Genomic DNA, 17,905 nt, shown 5'->3' with positions numbered 1-17,905 from the left:
CAGGGAAACGACCGCCCCTTTCCATGGGCTCTGTAGCGGATGAAGCGTTGCTCCAACGGGCCTCCGGCGGGGGCGTGCCGAGGCGGCGATTAGACTCCGCGCATGCGGCTTCCGACGGACGCGGAGATCCGTGCCCTGCACGAGAAACACGCGCCCTCGGAGGAGGCGTTCGACCTCGTCCACACGCACTGCGAGATCGTCTGCGCGATCGCCCTGCGGCTGGCCGACCGCGCCGGGCTCGACGTCGACGCCGAGCTGGTGCGGGCCGGAAGCCTCCTGCACGACATCGGCGTCTACCTGCTCTACGACGAGGACGGACGGCTCGACCACGCGGGTTACGTGCGCCACGGGATCCTCGGTCACGAACTGCTCCGCGGGGAGGGCCTGCCCGAGAGCCTGTGCCGATTCTGCTCCCACCACACCGGTGTGGGGATCAGCCGGGAGGACGTGCTGCGACAGGGGCTGCCCCTGCCGCCCCGCGACTACCTCGCGGGGTCGGCCGAGGAGGAGCTCGTGATGTTCGCGGACAAGTTCCACAGCAAGACCGACCCGCCGAGATTCGTCACCGCCGACGCCTACGCGGTCGATGTCCGCCGGTACGGCGAGGACAAGGCCGAGGTGTTCGCGTCGATGCGCGCGGTCTTCGGCGTCCCCGACCTTGGGCCCCTCGCCGCCGCGTACGGCCACGAGGTCGTCTGACCCGAGGCGCGAGGACTGCGGTGCAACGACTGCGGCGCGAGGACTACGGGGTGAGGACGATCCTGCCGAACACCTCGCCGGCGTCCATCTTGTGATGCGCCCGCGTGGCCTGTGACAGGGGCAGCACCTCGTGCACCACTGTGCGCAGCTCGCCGCGGCTCGCGGCGGCGAACTGCCCAGTCCGCACGGCGTGCCGGTCGGGCGCGGAAACTGTGTCGGCGCTGAAGGTGGCGAAGGACGTCGACTTCCGGAACGCCGCCATCATCGTCGTGCCGAAGTCCGCCGGTGGCTGCCCTCCGACGACGCCGACGACGACCATGCGGCCGTTCGGGTTGAGCAGGTCGAGGAAAGCGGGCAGGTCCGGGCCGGCTACGACGTCGATGACGACGTCGTAGCCGGCGGGAGCGTACTCGCCGCCATCGCCGGAGCGGTCCAGCACGTGGGTCGCGCCGAGCGCGCGCAGGCGCTCGCCGCGCTGGAGCGACGAGGTCGTGACCGCCACCGCGCCGGCGCCGCCGCGCGCCGCGAGCTGGACCGCCGTGATCCCGATGCTGCCGGACGCGCCGCGCACCAGCACCGACTCGCCGGGCGCGAAGCGGGCGCGGGAGAGGCCGAAGTGGGCCACCACACCGGAGCTCCCGAGCGTCACCGCGTCGACGGCGGACAGGCCGGCGGGGAGCGGGACGATCTCGTCGACCGCAGCGATCGTCTGCTCGGCGTAGCCGCCGCCCAGCCCGGTGAACGCCCACACCCGCTGGCCGATCCACGACGGGTCGGCGTCTTCGCCCACGGCGATCACGCTGCCCGCCACCTCGCTGCCGGGGATGTGGCCCGCCTTGAAGCCGTAGGCGGCCAGCGCGCCGCTCCGGATCAGGGCGTCGACGCCGCCGGCGCCGATCGCCTCCGTGGCGATCAGCACCTGTCCGGCGGCGGGAGCCGGGGGGCTCCGGTCGATCAGCGCCAGGCCTTCGGGACTTCCGAACTCCCTGATCTCGACTGCCAGCACTGTCGTCTCCACCTTCTGGGATCGGCCCGATGCCGGGCCTGTTCGAAGACGCGCGAGGCGTCCGTGCTCTCGGACCGTAACGGACGCCGCCGTCCGTTTGGCTAAAGTGAGTGCGGTGACCGACCGTCCGCCTCACATCCTGCGGTCCGACGCCCTGGACAACCGGGAGCGCATCCTCGGCGCGGCCCGTGAGCTGTTCGCCGCCGAAGGTCTGGACGTCCCGATGCGGGAGATCGCCCGGCGCGCCGGAGTCGGCCCCGCCACCCTGTACCGCCGCTTCCCGACGAAGCAGACGCTGGTCGTCGAAGCGTTCACGCACGAGATGCGCACGTGCCACGCCATCGTCGAAGAGGGGCGGGCCGATCCGGACCCGTGGCGCGGCTTCCGCCTGGTGATCGAGAAGATCTGCGACCTGCACGCGCGCAACCGGGGTTTCACCGACGCCTTCATGTCGGCCCATCCCGGCGAAGTGGATCTCGCGGCGAGCCGCGAGCACACGCTGAGCGCCGTCGCCGAACTCGCCCGCCGCGCCAGGGACACCGGGCATCTGCGCGCCGACTTCGTCCTCGACGACCTGATCCTCATGCTGCTGGCCCACCGGGGCGTCCACGCCACGTCGGCGGCCGCCCGGGTCGCGGCGTCCCGGCGCTTCGCCCGGCTCGTGATCCAGGCGTTCCAGGCCGTCCCGGACCGATCACCGCCACTGTGAGGGGCACGGCCGGCGCTCCGAGAGAACGCGTGCGGACGCCGCCTGCGTCCTCGCGAGGAGCCGGTCGACCTGGGCCTCCAGCGGGGGCGCGCCGAGGCGGTTGTCGATCTCGTCGTACGGCACGGCGGGCGGTTCGTCGACCTTGATGGCGCGCAGGTAGTCGGCGAACCGCTCCAGCTTCCGCCCGTCCCTGGCGAGGCCCCGGCGCACCAGCCGCTCGCGCAGCGTGGGGCCGTCGGAGCGGACCCAGAGGAGGCGCACCTCCGGGCCGCCCAGGGCCTCCACCCACGCGTGCCAGCGCGCCGCGTCGTGCACCTGTGCGGTGAACGGGCCGCCCAGCATGACCGGGCAGCCGTGGGAGCGGATTTCCCGGGCGGTCGCGGTCATGCCGTCGTATTCGAACCGCTTGACGTGCTGGTCGTACCAAGGCCCCTCGCGCTCGCCCGGCGGCCTGCCGTACGCGGCGAGGGTCGCCTCGACGAAGCCGCCGTACATCGTGTCCTTGTCGAGCAGCGCCGGGACGGGGTCGAGGCGGGCCAGCAGCAGGTCGCAGACCGTCGACTTGCCCGCCCCCGGCGGTCCCGACACGATCCAGACGGCGCCGGTCATCGCGGCGGGCCGTACGGCTCGATCGGCGGATCGGAGTACGGCCCGCCGTCCGCCCGCGGGTGGTCCCCGCCGCGCGGCCCGGCGCCGGTGTCGCCCACCCGCCGTCCCGCGCTCTCCGTCACCCGCAGGACGTACAGATTCTTGCGGGGGTCGATCGGCACGAGGCCGTACGCGGTGTCGACCTCGTCCTCGGCGAGGTCGAGATGCCGCATGGCCGACTCCAGGGTCGCGGGTGCGGGGAGTCGCACGGTGATGAGCACGTCGGCCACGGGTCCGCCTTCCCCTGTCGTGTACGGACGCCGCACGGCCCGGCCGCCCGGCGGCTCTCCGGCGGCCCTGGCCGCTCGGGTGGCTTTCAGGCGGCCTTCGCCGCCCGGGCCACTTCAGGCGGCCTTCGCCGCCCGGCGGCGCAGCGCGGCGATGACGCCGGCGGCGTCGAGCACGCCGTACCCGTAATCGTGGTCATACCCTACGGCACTGCGGTCGTCGGCCGTCCGCCGCAGCAGGGTCCTGAGCTGGGCCGGGGAGAGCGTGGTGGACGGCCACCGGGTGCGGACGGCGGCGACCAGCCCCGCCGCGACGGGACACGCCGCCGAGGTGCCGGAGTCGGGCTCGGTGTCGCCGAGCGCGCCGGAACCGGTGAAGTGGGTGTAGGCGCAGAGATCCGGCTTGCGCGCGGCCAGCCGCCCGGGGCCCTGGGAGGAGTAGCCGACGCGCGTCCCGCCGGTGTCGATCCCCCCGATCGACAGGGCGCGCGGGTGGGAGTTGGCCCCGACGATGGGCCGGTCCGGGTAGGCGCACCTGCTGTCGCGGCACTGCGTGCCGCAGTTGCCCGCGGCGAACAGGATGTCCGCCCCCGCCTCGGCCAGGCTGCCCACGATCAGGTTGAACGGATGCGCCGGATTGTCGGAGTAGTTGCCGGGATGGCCGGGCGGGAAGTCCCAGCGCGGTGAGAACGAGCCCCAGCTGTTGGTCACGACGAGCGCCCGGGACTCGGCCGGCTGGGCGTCGAGGACCTCGCGCAGGTGCGCGTACGCGGCGATCGCGTCGGACAGCAGGCCGTCGAGCGTCGACCCGCCCCGCCGCCGCGACAGCAGCACGGGCACGTCCACGAGAGACGCGTTCGGCGCGGCGATGAGCGCATCGAAGGCGCACATCGAGCCGTGGTCGACCGCGTAGTCTCCCGGCGTTCCGGACACACTCTTGGGGTTCCAGCTGCGCTCGTGATCGAGGGTGACCTCCCGGCCGCGGGCCGTGGAGACGTACGCCGCGTTGATGCCCGTGTCGATGACCGCGAGGGGGACGCCGGAGCCGTCCAGTCCCTCGGCCGCGAGATCGGGCAGGCACAGCAGCCGCTCGACGTCGTGCCAGTCGCCCACGGGAGGGTCGCCGGCGCAGGTGAGCGTGGTCTCGATGGCCGGGTCGGCGTAGATGGCGACCACGTCGCGGCGGGTCGCCGGCAGCAGCGCGATCCTGCTGGTGAGCTCGTCGTCGGCGATCTCCCCGCGCACCACGACGGAGGCGTCCTGCGGCGCCATGGAGAAGACCAGTGGCTGGTTGAGCGAGAGCGGGTCCCCGCCGGGGACCGCGGGCATCGGATGAGGCACGGTCACCGGGGCGTACGAGTGGTCGAGGACGATCCCGGGCAGATCGTCGGCCACGTCGGAGGCCGAGGACGGGACCGACGGGTCGGTGACGGCGGCGACCAGGTCGGGGGACGGACGCAACTGGATGAGTACGCGCACGACGGGTCCACTTCGTGTGACGGGGTGGATACGTTACGTGACAACCCTGCTGCATACCGGCGGCGCCGTCCACGGCTTCGCGGGAAAACCTCAGCGGTGCGCGGTCAGAAGCCGCACAGCTCCGCCAGGCTCTGGGCGGCCTTGTCGTTGGGGGTGGGGGTCTTCTTGCCGCCCGCGTCGGCCAGGAGCGGCGTACGGGACGGCGAGGGGCTGGACGAAGGGGTGGACGAGGGGGTGGACGAGGGGGACGCGCCGGGTGAGTCCGAGGCGGACGCGGAGGCTGTGCCGGCGGTGCCCATGGGGGAGGCCGTCGCCGCGATGGGGCCCTGGTCGGCCATGGACTCGCGGATCGCCTTCTTCGTGAGCTGCCTGATCTTGTCCCAGTCGGGGTTGCCGGTGTAGATGAGCGGCGGCACGAACTGGAGACTGGTGATCTTGGCGCTGCGCACCTTCATGCCGAGCGGCACGAGGTGTTCCAGCAGGTCGCGGGGGATGTCGGTGCGGAACATGTGGCGGGCCGCGGCCGCGATCCTGGTGAAGTTCGTGAGGACCTTGGACGGGGTCGCCTGCTGGGCGAGCGCGCCGATGACGCACCGCTGGCGGGACATCCGGGAGAAGTCGTCGCTGTCGACCCGGGAACGGCCGTACCAGAGCACCTCCTCGCCGCTCAGCCTCCGGTAACCGGCCTTGATGGTCCCGGCCGTGCCGAAGTGGCCGCCCCACTTGATGTCCCGCTCGACCCGGATGTCGAGGCCGCCCAGGGCGTCGATCATGGCCGCGAAGCCGAACATGTCGACCATCGCGTAATAGTCGATGTGCAGGCCGAGTGTGTAGCCGATGGCGTCCTTCAGCGCCTGCGCGCCCTTGTTCTTGCCCCCCATGACCTGCGGGTTGTTGTCGGCGTAGTACCAGACCGAGTTGAGCAGGCCCTGCCCTTCGTCGTTGAAGCCGTTGGGGAACACCTTGTGCAGGGGGCTGCTCGAGGGGAAGCGGACGTACTGCAGGTTGCGCGGCAGGCTGAACAGGACGGTGTTGCCGGTCGCGATGTTCACGCTCGCCACGGTCATCGAGTCGGTGCGCACGCCGACCCGGTTGCCCGCCGCATCCCCGCCGACCAGCAGGAAGTTGACGCGCTGGCGGCCGTCCCAGGGATCCTCGGCCCGGATGGGGGAGGGGGTCGTGCCCGCGACCGGGGCCATGACCGCGTCGAGGGTCTGGCTCGCGGTCCTCATGTAGCCCGCGGTGACCGCGAACGGCGCCATCACCGACACGCACAGCACGCCGGCGACGATCCCCGCCACCACCTGCCCGGTTTGCGACAGCCGCTGCGGGCGCAGCGCCACGAAGGACAGGACCACCAGGGCGAACCAGGCGAGCGCGCAGACGGCCGCGCCCACCATGATGGCCGTGAGCGTGCTGGGGCGCACGACCGCGCCCGCGTTGCCCATCAGCCGCAGGCCCACGACCACCAGGGCGACCAGGGCGGCGCCGAACGTCACGAGCAGGGCGATCCCGGTCCGGCGGTGGCCCGCCCGCAGGTGGGCCGCGCCGGGTACGAAGGCCGACAGTGCGGTCCAGCCGATCAGGGAGGCGGGGGTCAGCGGCGGCCCGAAGCGCGGCCCACCGCTCCGCCGCCTCGGTCGCGGAGCCGGATGGGAACCGCCGGGGGCTCCGAACGCTCCGGGGGCTCCGGGGCCTTGGGGCGTTCCGGGGGCCTGGGGGCCTCCCGGGGCGTCCTTTCGGGGCCCCGGGACCGTCTCGTCCCGGGACTCCGGCTCGGCGGCCTGGGGGCCTGCCTGGAGGTCTGGCTGGGGGGCTCGGAAAGCGTCGTTCCGGCGTCTCGGGATGGTGTCGTCGTGCCGATCACCGTGAGTGTCGTGAACGTTGTGAGCGTCGTCCGGGGAGGAATCACGAGGGGCCTCGGCGCGGGCCGGTGCGGAGCCGGGAGTGCCCATGCGCGGTCGCGAGGATCTGGGAGAGCCTTCGCTCGGTCGCGGGGAGCCGGGAGAGCCTTCGCTCGGTCGTGACGAGTCGGGGGAGTCCTCGTGCGGTCGCGGCGACCCGGGGGTTTCGCCGCGTGACCGTGGCGGGCCGGGGGCTTCGTCGCGCTCCCCGCTCCCGCCACGCTGACTTTCGCGCCGACGCTTCCGGGAACCCCCGGCCGCGTCAGCGGGACCCCCGCCGCGCATGGCTCACCGCTCTTTCCTCCGTGGCTTGGCTAGGGATTCTAATCACCATATCCGGACAAGGTAGGCGTAAACCTGGGGATAGGAGTCGGGGCCGTCCGTCAGGAGACGGACGAGGAGCCGACTACCCAGGTGTTGCACTGGTAGGCCATCGGCCGGGTGTAACCCTGGCGGAACCAGGCGGCGTTGCTGCGCGTGTCCCCGTGGTCACGCGGCCCTCCCGGCGGGTCGCCCAGGTGGCTGTAGGCCCACAGGAGCGTGTTCCGCCGGGTGCCGTCGATGGGATAGGTGGCGGCGACCGACCGCATGAACATGCCGCCGAAGCAGGTCGCCTGCAGCTCGTGCCGCCGGCTGAGCGCCATCTTGCCGCTGCGGGAGCTCGAGTTGATCGTCTGCTGCCACCAGGAGTCGGAGATGCCCGACACGTTCTGGAGGTGATGTCCGTACTCGTGGGCCATCATGCTGATGATGATCCCGTTCCAGGAGCCGAGCGGGCCGTACTCCCGGGCCATCGCCGAGGTGGACGCGTAGATGGTGCTGTTGCTCGGGCAGTAGTACGGCACGTTGCTGCCCGGAGAGGGATAGTCGCCGCAGGCGCCCCGGCCCTTCCGGGCAGCGATCATGTAATGCGGGGGAGTCCAGGGGATTCCCGCCCGGGTGAGCGCCGGCGCCCAGGCGTCGCCCATGCACTTTCCTGTCTTCAGGATCAGGGCCTTGAACTGGGCGTGGTCGTAGATGCTGCCGTTCCCGGCGGGGCAGTTCGTCCTGGCCGGCGAACCGGCGCGGTAGAGGGTGTTGCCCTTGGCCGTGCGGTTCAGCGTCGGCGTCGTCGGACGACGCGTTACCTCGGACGTCGGCTTCGAGGAGGGCCTGGCCGGCGCCGCGGTGTCGTCCTCCCGGGGCTCCCGCGCAGGGAGCGGGGGAAGGCCGTAGGTGGGCAGCGCGACCGGAGAGACCGGGTCCTCGATGCGCGCGACACGCGCCATCGCGCTCATGACCACGACCAGCACGAAGACGAGCGCGAGCATGCCCATCAGGGCGACGATCACCGCTCCGCCGGACGACCTGCGCCGGGGCGGGCGCCACGCGGGCGGCGGGTAGGGCGCGGCGGGGCCGCGCGGGGGCGGCGGAGGCTGTGGCGCCCATTGCTGCGGTCCCGGCGGAGGCTGTGGCGCCCATTGCTGCGGTCCCGGCGGAGGCTGCGGCACCTGCCGGGGTGGCGGCGGCCCCTGGAACGGCGCGCCCTGGAACGGCGCGCCCTGGGGCGCGGGATGGCCCTGGGGAATCCGCCCGGGGACGTACGCCGGGTTCTGCGGAGGCGCCGGGAAAGAACCGTTCGGAGGAAACCCGCCGGGGGCCGGGGGCTGCGGGATGGGCGAATAGGGGCCGCCGTGGGGAGGACCGCCGTACGGGCCGGGCTGTGGGTGACCGCCGTACGGGCCGGGCGGGGGATAGGCGCCCGGTGGATAGGCGACGCCCTGATGCGGTCCGCCCTGCGGATAGGGAGTGCCGTCGCGCTGTCCGCCTTCCGGATGGGGAATGCCGCGGTGCTGCGGACCGTCCCAATCGCCCGTTCCGGTTGGCCCGGTCCAGCCCCCAGATGGATGGGCCGCGCCGATTTGTGCCCCGGATTCCGGTCCGGGTGTCCAACCGGCCGATTCCTCCGGTTGTGACCCGAAAGGCGGGCCCGAAGGTGGCCCTGAATAGGGAGAAGACCCCCCGGGCGGCTGCTGGGGAGGGTACTGCTGCGCCACGACTTTGCCCCCTTCGTGGATTTGGGGCAGAAGGATACTCGTTTCTCATCCATCACGGATGTAGCAGATAACGGGCACAATCCGTAATCGGCCGACGTGATCTCTGCGATGTTCCGGAATCGCCGGGCTCGTCTGCCCTAGCGTTTTTGGCATGAATCTGCAGCAGCTCCGTTACGTGGTCGCCACTGCGGAGCACCGCACCATGACCGATGCCGCCCGCTCGCTCTATATCGCGCAGCCCGCTCTGTCGCGCGCGATTCGCGACCTGGAACGTGAACTCGGAATGACGCTTTTCGCGCGCTCCGGCCGCGGAGTCGTCGTGACGGCCCAGGGCCGCCGGGTCGTGAAGCTGGCTCGTGAGGCCCTCGACGCGGTGGCCGAGATCGAGGCGCTCGCGACCCAGGGCCACTCCTCCGGGGCCGAGTTACGGATCGCGTCCACTCCGAGTCTGGAGCCCGGCCTCGCCGGGCGCCTCCTGCCCGCGTACGCCGCCGAGCACCCCGGGATAAGGGTGCAGATCGTGCGGTGCGAGGGGCGGGAGGCGGTGGTCAGCGCGGTCCGCGAACAGCGTGCCGACCTCGGCCTGACCGATCTTCCGGTGCCCACCGACCTGGTGAGCCATCCCCTGGAACGCCAGGAGATCGTGCTGATCTCCCCGCCCGGCCTCGACCTGCCCGATCCCCTCCCGGTGACGCGGCTGAACGGCATGCGGCTGGTGCTGCCCGCCCCCGGCAGCCCGCGCCGCAGGGAGTTCGACCAGATCTTCGCCACCCACGGGGTGCGCCCGATCCCGGCCGTCGAGTCCGACGAACGCCGCGGCTGGCTCCGCGCCGTACGGGAGGGCCGGGCCTCGTTGCTTTGGTACCGGGGCATGGCCGAGCAGGCGGCCAGGGCCGGGCTGGTGGTCCGCTCGCTCGACCCGTCACTGCGTAAGATCATCGCGGTGGTGCACGCGCGGCGGCGGCTGCCCGCGATGGCGCAGGACTTCCTCGCCCTCGCCGAGGGCGGCTCGGCGGCGTGACCGCGCCCTCTCCTTCTTTTGGATCGTTCCATCTTTCCCGAACACAGGACGCGCGCGCCGCCCCGGCGTCGGCGCGGACGCCGGGAGGCCGGTTTAGTAGGGTGACGGCGATGCCGAACTCGCCGAAACCCGCCGCGGTGCCCGGCCCGCCATCCGTACTGCGCCTGCGCGGCCGTGCCTTCGGTCCCGGCGACTTCGCGGTGATGGCCGTGGTCAACAGGACCCCCGACTCGTTCTACGACAGGGGATCGACCTACGCCTTCTCCGCCGCCGTGGACGCCGCCTCCCGCCTCATCGCGGACGGGGCGGACATCGTGGACATCGGTGGCGTCAAGGCGGGTCCCGGCACGGACGTCGACCCGGCCGAGGAGATCCGCCGGGTGGCCGACGTCGTCGCGGCGGTACGCGAGCGGCACCCCGAAGTGATCATCAGCGTCGACACCTGGCGGTCGGAGGTCGCCAAGGTCGTCGCGGAGGCGGGTGCCGACCTGCTCAACGACACCTGGGGCGGCGTGGACCCCGGCCTCGCGGAGGTCGCGGCGGCGTACGGCGTCGGCCTGGTGTGCGCGCACGCCGGGCGGGTGGAGCCGCGCACCCGGCCGCACCGCATCGCGTACGACGACGTGGTGGCCGACGTGATCGCCTACACGACGGCTCTCGCGGAGCGGGCGGTCGCGGCGGGGGTCCGCCGCGACGCGATCCTCATCGACCCCGCGCACGACTTCGGCAAGAACACCTGGCACTCGCTGGAGGTCGGCAGACGGCTCGGCGAGATGACCGCCACGGGCTGGCCGGTGCTCGTCGCCGTCTCCAACAAGGACTTCGTGGGCGAGGCGCTGGGCGGTCTCCCGGTCGGGGAACGGCACGCCGGCACGCTGGCCACGCTCGCGGTGTCCGCGCTGCAGGGCGCGCGGGTCTTCCGCGTCCACGACGCGGCGAGCGCGCGTACGGCTCTCGCCGTGGTCCGCCGCCTCGCCGCCGCCCCATCCTGAGCCGCCCCATTCTGAGCGGATCCGCTCACGCGGGCGGGGAGTAGGTCACGGACAGGAAGCGGAGCAGGATCGCCTCTCGGGTCGCCGCCGGCAACGCGTCGAGAATCGCGTTCACGACCGCCATCTCGGGCGTCGTCGAGGATGGTGCCGAGGGCGCCGTCGAGGGCGCCGTCTCGGGCGGTGTCCCGGGCTGTGCCGCGGGCCCGGTCCCGTCCGGCAGGCCGAGGGTGATCCCCGCCGACGCGGCAAGTTCGGCGAACGTGGCGTCGTCCAGCGCGTCGAGATCGATGGACGCGATCAGCTCGGGCAGGCCCTCGGGCACCTTGGCGGGCCCGCGCCGCCGGGCCGCCGCGGCCGCCTCCTCGATCACGTCCAGCATCGCGTCCACCCCCGCCAGCGTGACGCCGGTGACCGTGATGTGGATGTTGGCCGGGATCCCGGCGTACGACAGCTGCGGCTGGAGGAACCAGCCGCGTGCGCGCGCCTCGTCGGCGAGCACGAACACGTCCACCTCCGGTGACCCGGCGATCGCGACCAGCGCGGCCTCCGGTTCGCCGAGCACCCGCAGGCCGGGGATCTTCCGCACGCCCTCCGCCAGCCGCCGCGTCGCCTCCAGCGTCCGGCGGCCCAGCTCGCGGTAGCCCTCCCGGCCGAGGGCCTCCAGGGTGGCCCAGGCCCCGCCGAGCGGCCCGGCCGAGCGCGAGCTCTGCACGGTCGCGTTGACGATCGTGTATCCGGGCCAGGCCGCCGAGGCGAAGTAGGCCCGGCGGCGCAGCTCCGCGTAGCGGAAGAGCAGCACCGACGCCCCCTTCGGCGCGTACCCGAACTTGTGCAGGTCGCAGGAGATCGAGGTGACGCCGGGCACGGCGAGGTCGAAGGGCGGGACCGCGGCCCCCGCCTCGCGCAGCCATGGCAGCAGCCACCCGCCGACGCAGGCGTCCACGTGGCACAGCACGCCGCGCGAGGCGGCCAGCGCGGCGATCTCGCCGACGGGATCGACCACGCCCTGGGGATAGGACGGCGCCGAGACCACGGCCAGCGCCGTGCGCTCGTCCAGCGCGTCCTCGAACGCGGGGACGGAGGCGCGGTAGGAGACAGGGTCCACCGGCACCGGCACGATCTCCATGCCGAGGTAGTGCGCGGCCTTGTGGAACGCGGGGTGGGCGGTCACCGGCAGCACGACCCGGGTGGCGCCGGGGCGGGCGTCGCGGGCCGCCTTCACCGCCAGCATGATCGACTCGGTGCCGCCGCTGGTGAAGATCCCGGGCGCGCCGGGCCGGCCGAGCGTCTCGGCGACCGCCCCGACCACCCGCCGCTCCAGCGCGACCATGCTGGGGAAGGCCGTCGGGTCGAGCATGTTGACCTCGAGCATCTCCGCGTACGCCCGGTGCGCCGCCTCGTGCACCTCCGGCTGCCCGGTGTCGTAGACGTAGGCCGTCACCCGGCCGCCGCGGACCGGCAGGTCGGCGGCCCTGAGCGCGGTCAGTTCGGCGAGCAGTTCGGCGGCGGGCCTGCCGTGGTCGGGAAGCATCGGTCTCCTGTCGGGCGGGTCTCAACGTGCCAGGGGGAGCCGCACGACGGCACGCAGTCCGGGGGAGGCGTCCTCCAGGTGGACCGTACCGCCGTGGGCCTCGACCGTTGTGCGCACGATCGCGAGACCGAGCCCCGCGCCGCCGTCGTCGCGGCTGCGCGCGTCGTCGAGCCGGGTGAAGCGGTCGAAGACCCGCTCCCGGTCCTCGGGCGGGATGCCCGGCCCGTCGTCGGTGACGGTCAGTTCGGCGACGCCCGGTCCGGCGGCTCCTCCGGTCCGTACGCCGATCCGGACCGCCGAGGCCGCGTGGCGCAGGGCGTTGTCGACGAGGTTGGTGAGCACCCGCCGCAGGTCCAGCGCGTCGCCCAGCACCACGGCCGGCGGGCCCGGGGCAAGGCCTGAGCCGAGACCGGAGTCGAGGCCGGAGTCGAGGCCGGAGTCGAGGCCGGAGCCGAGGCCGGAGCCGAGGCCGGAGCCGAGACCCGAGCCGAGGCCGGAACGGAGATCGAGGCCGAGGTCGTACCGCTCGGCGGCGCGGCGGGCCAGATCGCCGAGGTCGACGGGCTCCCGCCGGCTCAGCCGGCCCTCGTCGAGCCGGGCCAGGGCGAGCAGGTCCTCGGCGAGCCGGGACAGCCGGAGGGTGTCCTCCAGCACGCCCTCCGCCGTCTCGTTCCAGTCCTGCCCCTCGGGATGGCTGAGCGCCACCTCAAGCTGGAGCCGGATGCTCGCGAGCGGGCTGCGCAGCTCGTGCGCGGCGTCGGAGACCAGCGCCCGCTGGCGGGCTTCGGCCTCCTCCAGCCGGCCGAGCATGTCGTTGAGGGTCGTGGCGAGGGCGTGCACCTCGTCTCGCGCCTCGGGCACCGGCAGCCGCCGCGAGCGCGCCGTGCCGCCCACCGCGGCGGCGCCCCGCCGCAGCAGCGCGATCGGCCGCAGCGTGCGCCCGATGACCAGCCACGAGGCCGCCGCCAGCAGCGCGAGCAGGAGCGGCATCCCGGCCGCCAGCACATGCCCGGTGGTCGCCAGGCTGCTCTCCACCTCGGCGAAGGACCGCGCGACGATCACCGTCACGCCGTGGTCCGCGCTGAGCACCCGCACCCGCAGCGGCCCCGGCAGCGCGTACGGCCGGCCGTCCACGAACTGGGGGGCGCCGGTGCGTACGGCCGCCTCCCGCGCCCGCGCCGGCAGCAGCGGGACCAGGCGGTCGGTGTCGGACGTGGCGTCGACGATCCGCCCGTCCGGGCCCAGCACCTGGACGATCGTGTCGTTCACCGAGGTCACCGGGTCGGGCAGCCGGTCGGCGTCGGACAGCGCGACGATCTCGCGGCCCCGCTGGTAGACCTGGTCGTCGATGTTCCGGATCAGGGACTCGCCGAGCACCACGACGAACACGTACGCCGACACGGCGAGGGCGAGCGCCAGCACGGCGGTCGCGGTGGCGGTGAGCCGGAACCGCAGGCTCCGCCGCCGCCACCACACGAGCGGCCCGCCCGTCCGCCCGGATTCCCCGGGCCGCGCGGGCTGGGTGGGCTGGGCGGCGGGGACGGGCGTCACAGCGGCGGCCGGGCCGGGTGGGAGCGGGTGCGCGGATGGATCGGACACGTTCAGCCGCCGTCGCCGGAGAGCCGGTATCCGGCCCCGCGCACCGTCTGGAGGGCGGTGCGGCCGAAGGGCACGTCGATCTTCCGGCGGAGATAGCCGACGTACACCTCGACCACGTTCGGATCGGTGTCGTAGGTGTCCCACACGTGCTCAAGGATCTCCGGCTTCGACACCACCTCGCCCGGCCGCCGCATCAGATACTCCAGCAGGGCGAACTCCCGGGGCGTCAGCTCGACCGGGGTGTCGCCCCGGGTGACCAGCCGGACCGCCGGGTCGAGCGACAGGTCGCCCGCGCGCAGCACCGCGGGCCTGCGCCCGCCGCCGCGGCGCAGCAGCGCCCGGATCCGGGCGACCAGCACCACGTAGGAGAACGGCTTGGTCAGGTAGTCGTCGGCGCCGAGGTCGAGCCCGTCGGCCATGTCGTACTCGCCGTCCTTGGCCGACAGCATGAGGATCGGCACCCAGTTCTCCTCCGCGCGCAACTGCTTGCACACGTTGTAGCCGGACATGCCGGGCAGCATGATGTCGAGCACGACCACGTCGTAGTCGCCGGCGCGGGCGAGGTGCAGGCCCTCGGTCCCGTCGTGCGCCAGGTCGACGGCGAAGCCCTCCGCCTGCAGTCCGCGGCGCAGTGCCACCGCCATCCGCCGCTCGTCCTCCACCACCAGAACCCGCATTGCCCCATAGTGGACCCTTTTGACCGATGGGTGGGGCGGCCCCTGAGAGGGCTCTCAGCCGGTCTCAGCGTCGGCTCAGGAGCCTCCAGGCAGTCTCGGGTTGTCAGGTTTTCGGCCCATAGTGGGAGATGTGAGATGGCGAAGAGAGTCCGCGTCGTGAGGTGGGGGATTCCGGTGGCGGCGGTGGCCGTGGTGGCCGCGGCCGTGGGGGCCGGCCCGGTGATCGCATCGGTGGGCGGCGAGCCGTCCCTGCCCGGCAGGACGGCGGAGCAGTTGCTGGCCGACGTGGCGCGCACCTGGCAGCACGGCCCGATGCCGCAGATGTCCGGCACGATCGTCGAGACCGCGTCGCTCGGCCTGCCCACGCTGCCGGGCCTGTCCGGGCCGGGGCCGTCCGGGGCCACGCCGGTGTCCCTGCTGTCCGGGTCGCACCAGCTCAAGATCTGGTACGCGGGGGAGAACCGGTTCCGCCTCATGCTGCCGGGGGAGATGAGCGAGACCGACCTCATCGCCGACGGCGACACGGTGTGGCTGTGGGACAGCGCCGCCAACAAGGCGACCCGCCTCACCGCTCCGGCCGCCTCCGGCGGGACGGCCACCCCCTTCCCGCTGCCGTCCCGCCCCGCGTCGCTGCCGGCGACGCCGGAGCAGGCCGCGCGGGAGGCGCTCAAGGCGGCCGGGACCGACACCGCGATCAGCGTCGGCGACGTTGTCACGGTCGCCGGGCGGGCGGCCTACCAGCTGGTGCTGACCCCGAAGTCGCCCGACTCGCTGGTCAGGGACGTACGGGTGGCCCTCGACGGCGAGAGGCTGATGCCGCTGCGCGTCCAGGTGTACGCCAAGGGGGCCGCCGAGCCGGCGTTCGAGGTCGGCTTCGAGACGTTGTCCTTCACCAGCCCCGCCCCGGAGAACTTCGCCTTCACACCGCCGCCGGGGGCGAAGGTCGAGGAAGGGGTGGACGTCCCCGCGGCGGGCCGCCGTCCCGAGATCGCCCCCGGCGCACATGACGGCGCGCACGACGGGTCCCGCGTCGTCGGTTCGGGCTGGGACAGCGTGCTCGTCGCGCCGCTGCCCGCCGCCACCGACGGGAAGCAGAGCGAGCGGAACGGCAAGGGGCCCGACGTGGCGGCGCTGCTCGGCGGCGTCAGCTCCGCTGCCACCCCGGTGAGCGGGGAGTGGGGCAGCGGCCGGCTGCTGCGCACCAAGGTCGTGTCGATACTGATCACCGACGACGGCCGCCTGCTGGCCGGCGCGGTGACGCCGGACGCCCTCTACCGGGCGGCCCGGTGACGGCAGGCACGCGCGCGGGGGCGCCGCGGCAGGACGCGGCGGCGCCCCCGCCCTCTCCGGAGGGCGGCGCGGTAGAGGGCGTCCCCGCCGTCGTCACCACCGGCCTCACCAAACGCTTCCGGGGTGGTCAGCTCGCCGTCGACGGCGTCGGCCTCGCCGTGCCACGCGGATCGGTCTACGGTTTCCTCGGCCCCAACGGCTCGGGCAAGACGACGACGATCCGCATGCTGCTCGGCCTGGTGACCCCGACCTCCGGCTCCTGGTCGTTGCTCGGGGCGCCCATGCCCGGCGGGCTGGCCCGCGCGCTGCCGAGGGTCGGCGCGCTGGTCGAGGGCCCGGCCTTCTACCCGTACCTGTCCGGGGAGGCGAACCTGCGCCGCTTCGACGCGGCCGACCCCGGCGCGGACCCCCGTACGGCGCGGGCCAGGATCGGCGCCGCGCTGGAGCGGGTCGGGCTGACCGCGGCGGCCGGCAAGCGCTACCGCGCCTACTCCCTCGGGATGCGCCAGCGCCTCGCCATCGCCGCGGCGTTGCTGGGGCCGCGCGAGCTGCTGGTGCTCGACGAGCCGACCAACGGCCTCGACCCGCAGGGCACCCGCGAGGTCCGCGCGCTGATCAAGGAGATCGCGGGGGACGGTACGACGGTCCTCGTCTCCTCCCACCTGCTGGGTGAGGTCGAGCAGATGTGCGGCCACGTCGGAGTCATGCGGGCCGGGAGGCTCGTCGCGCAGGGCCCGGTCGCCGCCCTGCGCGAGGCGGGCGCGGCCCCGCGCCTGCGCGTCGAGACCCCGGACGTCGCGGCGGCGGCGGCCGCCCTGTCCCGGGCCGGGCTGGACGGCGTCCGCGCGGGGGACGGCGAGGTCACGGCCCACGCCGGGGAGGAGCCGCCCGAGCGGATCTGCGCGCTGCTCGTCGGTGAGGGCGTGGCGGTGCGGGGGTTCGGGGTGGTCCGTCCCACGCTGGAGGAGATCTTCGTCGGGCTGACGGGGGAGGGGTTCGATGTCGAGGCATGAGACGGGCACAGCCGTGCCGGAGACCCGGCCGGCGGAGGAGCGGACGCCGCCCGACGAGGCCACGTCCCGCACGCCGGGGGCTGTGTCGGACGATGGGCCGGGCAGCAGGCCGGGCACAGTTCTGGATGGCGGGCCGGGCACGGCGCTGGACGGCGGGCCGGGCGATGAGTTGGGCGGCGCGCCGGAATCGGGGGCCGCGCCGCCGCCGTCGTCCGTGCGGCACGTGGCGCGACTGCTGGCCTCCGAGGCCGGGCTGACGTTCCGCCGGCCGCGCAATCTCGCGATGCTCGGGGTGCTCGCCGTCGTGCCGGTGCTGGTCGGCGTGGCGGTGCGCCTCGCGTCGGGCGACGCGGGGGGCTCGATCATCGGCGAGATCGCAGGCAACGGGCTGATGCTGACGTTCGCCGCGTTCGCCGTCATGACGCCGATCGTGCTGCCGCTCGCCGTCGCGGTCGTGGCCGGCGACGCGATCGCGGGCGAGGCCGCGCAGGGCACGCTGCGTTACCTGCTCGTCGCCCCCGTGGGCCGGGCCAGGCTGCTCGCGCTCAAGTACGCCAACGTGGTGCTCTTCTGCCTCGCGGCGTGCCTGGTGGTGGCGCTGTCGGCGCTGGCGGCAGGGCTGGCGCTGTTCCCGGCCGGGCCGGTGACGCTGCTGTCGGGCACGACGGTCCCGGCGTCCGCCGCCTTGCTGCGCATCGGGATCGTCGTCCTGTACGCCGCCGCCGGGATGGCGGCGCTCGGCGCCGTCGCGCTCGCGGTCTCCACCCTCACCGAGGCGCCGATCGGCGCGGTCGCGGCGAGCGTCGTCCTGGTGGTGGTCAGCCAGGTCCTGGGCGCAATCCCGCAACTCGCCGCCGTGCGGCCGTACCTGCTCACCACGTGGTGGAGCGCCTTCGACGGCGCTCTGCGGGCGCCGGTCGACGTCGATCGGATGGGCCAGGGGCTGCTGGCGTTCGGCGCCTACGTCCTGGTGTCCGGCTCGATCGCCTGGGCGCGCTTCACGAGCAAAGACGTCACCGCCTGACCGGCGTCAGGGCGACGGGGCGAGCGCGAATCCGACGGATCGGGCAGATC

The 17,905-nt window shown here is 73.6% G+C and carries 16 protein-coding genes; 7 read left to right on the top strand and 9 right to left on the bottom strand.

The genetic code is table 11. From position 1 onward, the window contains the following. Positions 1-102: 102 nt before the first annotated feature. Entirely contained in the window at positions 103-699 is a 597-nt protein-coding gene (locus OG344_RS26635; RefSeq protein ID WP_405085436.1) for an HD domain-containing protein, read from the top strand. Between the two features lie 43 nt (positions 700-742). Here the strand turns inward: OG344_RS26635 and OG344_RS26630 are convergent, their stop codons facing one another. After that, positions 743-1,705: a zinc-binding dehydrogenase gene (locus tag OG344_RS26630; RefSeq protein ID WP_405085435.1), complete on the bottom strand. Its 963-nt coding sequence runs from the start codon at positions 1,703-1,705 to the stop codon at positions 743-745. A 115-nt stretch (positions 1,706-1,820) separates the two neighbouring features. Between OG344_RS26630 and OG344_RS26625 the strand changes: the two genes are divergently transcribed. Then, on the top strand, positions 1,821-2,414 hold the full coding sequence (locus tag OG344_RS26625; protein ID WP_405085434.1) for a TetR/AcrR family transcriptional regulator: 594 nt from the start codon (positions 1,821-1,823) through the stop codon (positions 2,412-2,414). On the opposite strand, the gene OG344_RS26620 is transcribed toward OG344_RS26625, so the two are convergent. The 5 genes from OG344_RS26620 to OG344_RS26600 form a co-directional block, all read right to left on the bottom strand. Further along, complete coding sequence (locus tag OG344_RS26620) at positions 2,400-3,023, bottom strand: AAA family ATPase (protein ID WP_405085433.1); 624 nt, start codon at positions 3,021-3,023, stop codon at positions 2,400-2,402. The two genes, OG344_RS26625 and OG344_RS26620, sit on opposite strands and share 15 nt — an antisense overlap. Beyond that, positions 3,020-3,292 (bottom strand): hypothetical protein, encoded by a 273-nt coding sequence (locus tag OG344_RS26615; protein ID WP_405085432.1) that lies wholly within the window; start codon positions 3,290-3,292, stop codon positions 3,020-3,022. The genes OG344_RS26620 and OG344_RS26615 overlap by 4 nt, the downstream gene beginning before the upstream one ends. A gap of 114 nt (positions 3,293-3,406) precedes the next feature. Then, on the bottom strand, positions 3,407-4,768 hold the full coding sequence (locus OG344_RS26610) for a S8 family peptidase (protein WP_405085431.1): 1,362 nt from the start codon (positions 4,766-4,768) through the stop codon (positions 3,407-3,409). Between the two features lie 104 nt (positions 4,769-4,872). Then, entirely contained in the window at positions 4,873-6,267 is a 1,395-nt protein-coding gene (locus tag OG344_RS26605; protein WP_405085430.1) for an LCP family protein, read from the bottom strand. A 788-nt stretch (positions 6,268-7,055) separates the two neighbouring features. Next, complete coding sequence (locus OG344_RS26600; protein WP_405085429.1) at positions 7,056-8,003, bottom strand: neutral zinc metallopeptidase; 948 nt, start codon at positions 8,001-8,003, stop codon at positions 7,056-7,058. Positions 8,004-8,859: 856 nt separating this feature from the next. On the opposite strand from OG344_RS26600, the gene OG344_RS26595 reads away from it, so the two are divergent. Further along, positions 8,860-9,729 carry a LysR family transcriptional regulator gene (locus OG344_RS26595; RefSeq protein ID WP_150934966.1) on the top strand — a complete coding sequence of 290 codons (870 nt, stop codon included), beginning with the start codon at positions 8,860-8,862 and terminating at the stop codon, positions 9,727-9,729. Positions 9,730-9,839: 110 nt separating this feature from the next. Further along, positions 9,840-10,721 carry a dihydropteroate synthase gene (folP, locus tag OG344_RS26590; protein ID WP_327046001.1) on the top strand — a complete coding sequence of 294 codons (882 nt, stop codon included), beginning with the start codon at positions 9,840-9,842 and terminating at the stop codon, positions 10,719-10,721. 25 nt (positions 10,722-10,746) lie between these two features. On the opposite strand, the gene OG344_RS26585 is transcribed toward folP, so the two are convergent. Genes OG344_RS26585 through OG344_RS26575 form a run of 3 tightly spaced genes read right to left on the bottom strand, consistent with a single transcriptional unit; the run spans position 10,747 to position 14,528 of the window. Further along, a complete protein-coding gene (locus OG344_RS26585; protein WP_405085428.1) occupies positions 10,747-12,252 on the bottom strand; it encodes a pyridoxal phosphate-dependent decarboxylase family protein in 1,506 nt (501 codons plus the stop codon). 21 nt (positions 12,253-12,273) lie between these two features. Next, entirely contained in the window at positions 12,274-13,851 is a 1,578-nt protein-coding gene (locus OG344_RS26580) for a sensor histidine kinase (RefSeq protein WP_405085427.1), read from the bottom strand. 2 nt (positions 13,852-13,853) lie between these two features. Beyond that, the gene (locus OG344_RS26575) at positions 13,854-14,528 is read right to left on the bottom strand and encodes a response regulator transcription factor (RefSeq protein ID WP_327045998.1); all 675 of its coding nucleotides are present in this window, start codon (positions 14,526-14,528) and stop codon (positions 13,854-13,856) included. 135 nt (positions 14,529-14,663) lie between these two features. Here OG344_RS26575 and OG344_RS26570 point away from each other — a divergent pair, with 135 nt between their 5' ends. The 3 genes from OG344_RS26570 to OG344_RS26560 are packed head-to-tail and all read left to right on the top strand — an operon-like array spanning position 14,664 to position 17,855. Next, entirely contained in the window at positions 14,664-15,818 is a 1,155-nt protein-coding gene (locus OG344_RS26570; protein ID WP_405085426.1) for a LolA family protein, read from the top strand. After that, on the top strand, positions 15,815-16,831 hold the full coding sequence (locus OG344_RS26565) for an ATP-binding cassette domain-containing protein (RefSeq protein ID WP_405085425.1): 1,017 nt from the start codon (positions 15,815-15,817) through the stop codon (positions 16,829-16,831). Before OG344_RS26570 ends, OG344_RS26565 begins: the two co-directional genes overlap by 4 nt. Then, on the top strand, positions 16,818-17,855 hold the full coding sequence (locus OG344_RS26560; protein ID WP_405085424.1) for an ABC transporter permease: 1,038 nt from the start codon (positions 16,818-16,820) through the stop codon (positions 17,853-17,855). Before OG344_RS26565 ends, OG344_RS26560 begins: the two co-directional genes overlap by 14 nt. The last annotated feature ends 50 nt before the right edge of the window (positions 17,856-17,905 follow it).

The sequence above is a fragment of the Microbispora sp. NBC_01389 genome (genome assembly GCF_045040095.1).
In the GTDB taxonomy this organism is placed as follows: Bacteria; Actinomycetota; Actinomycetes; order Streptosporangiales; family Streptosporangiaceae; genus Microbispora.
This window is presented reverse-complemented; position numbering and strand designations above follow the sequence as displayed.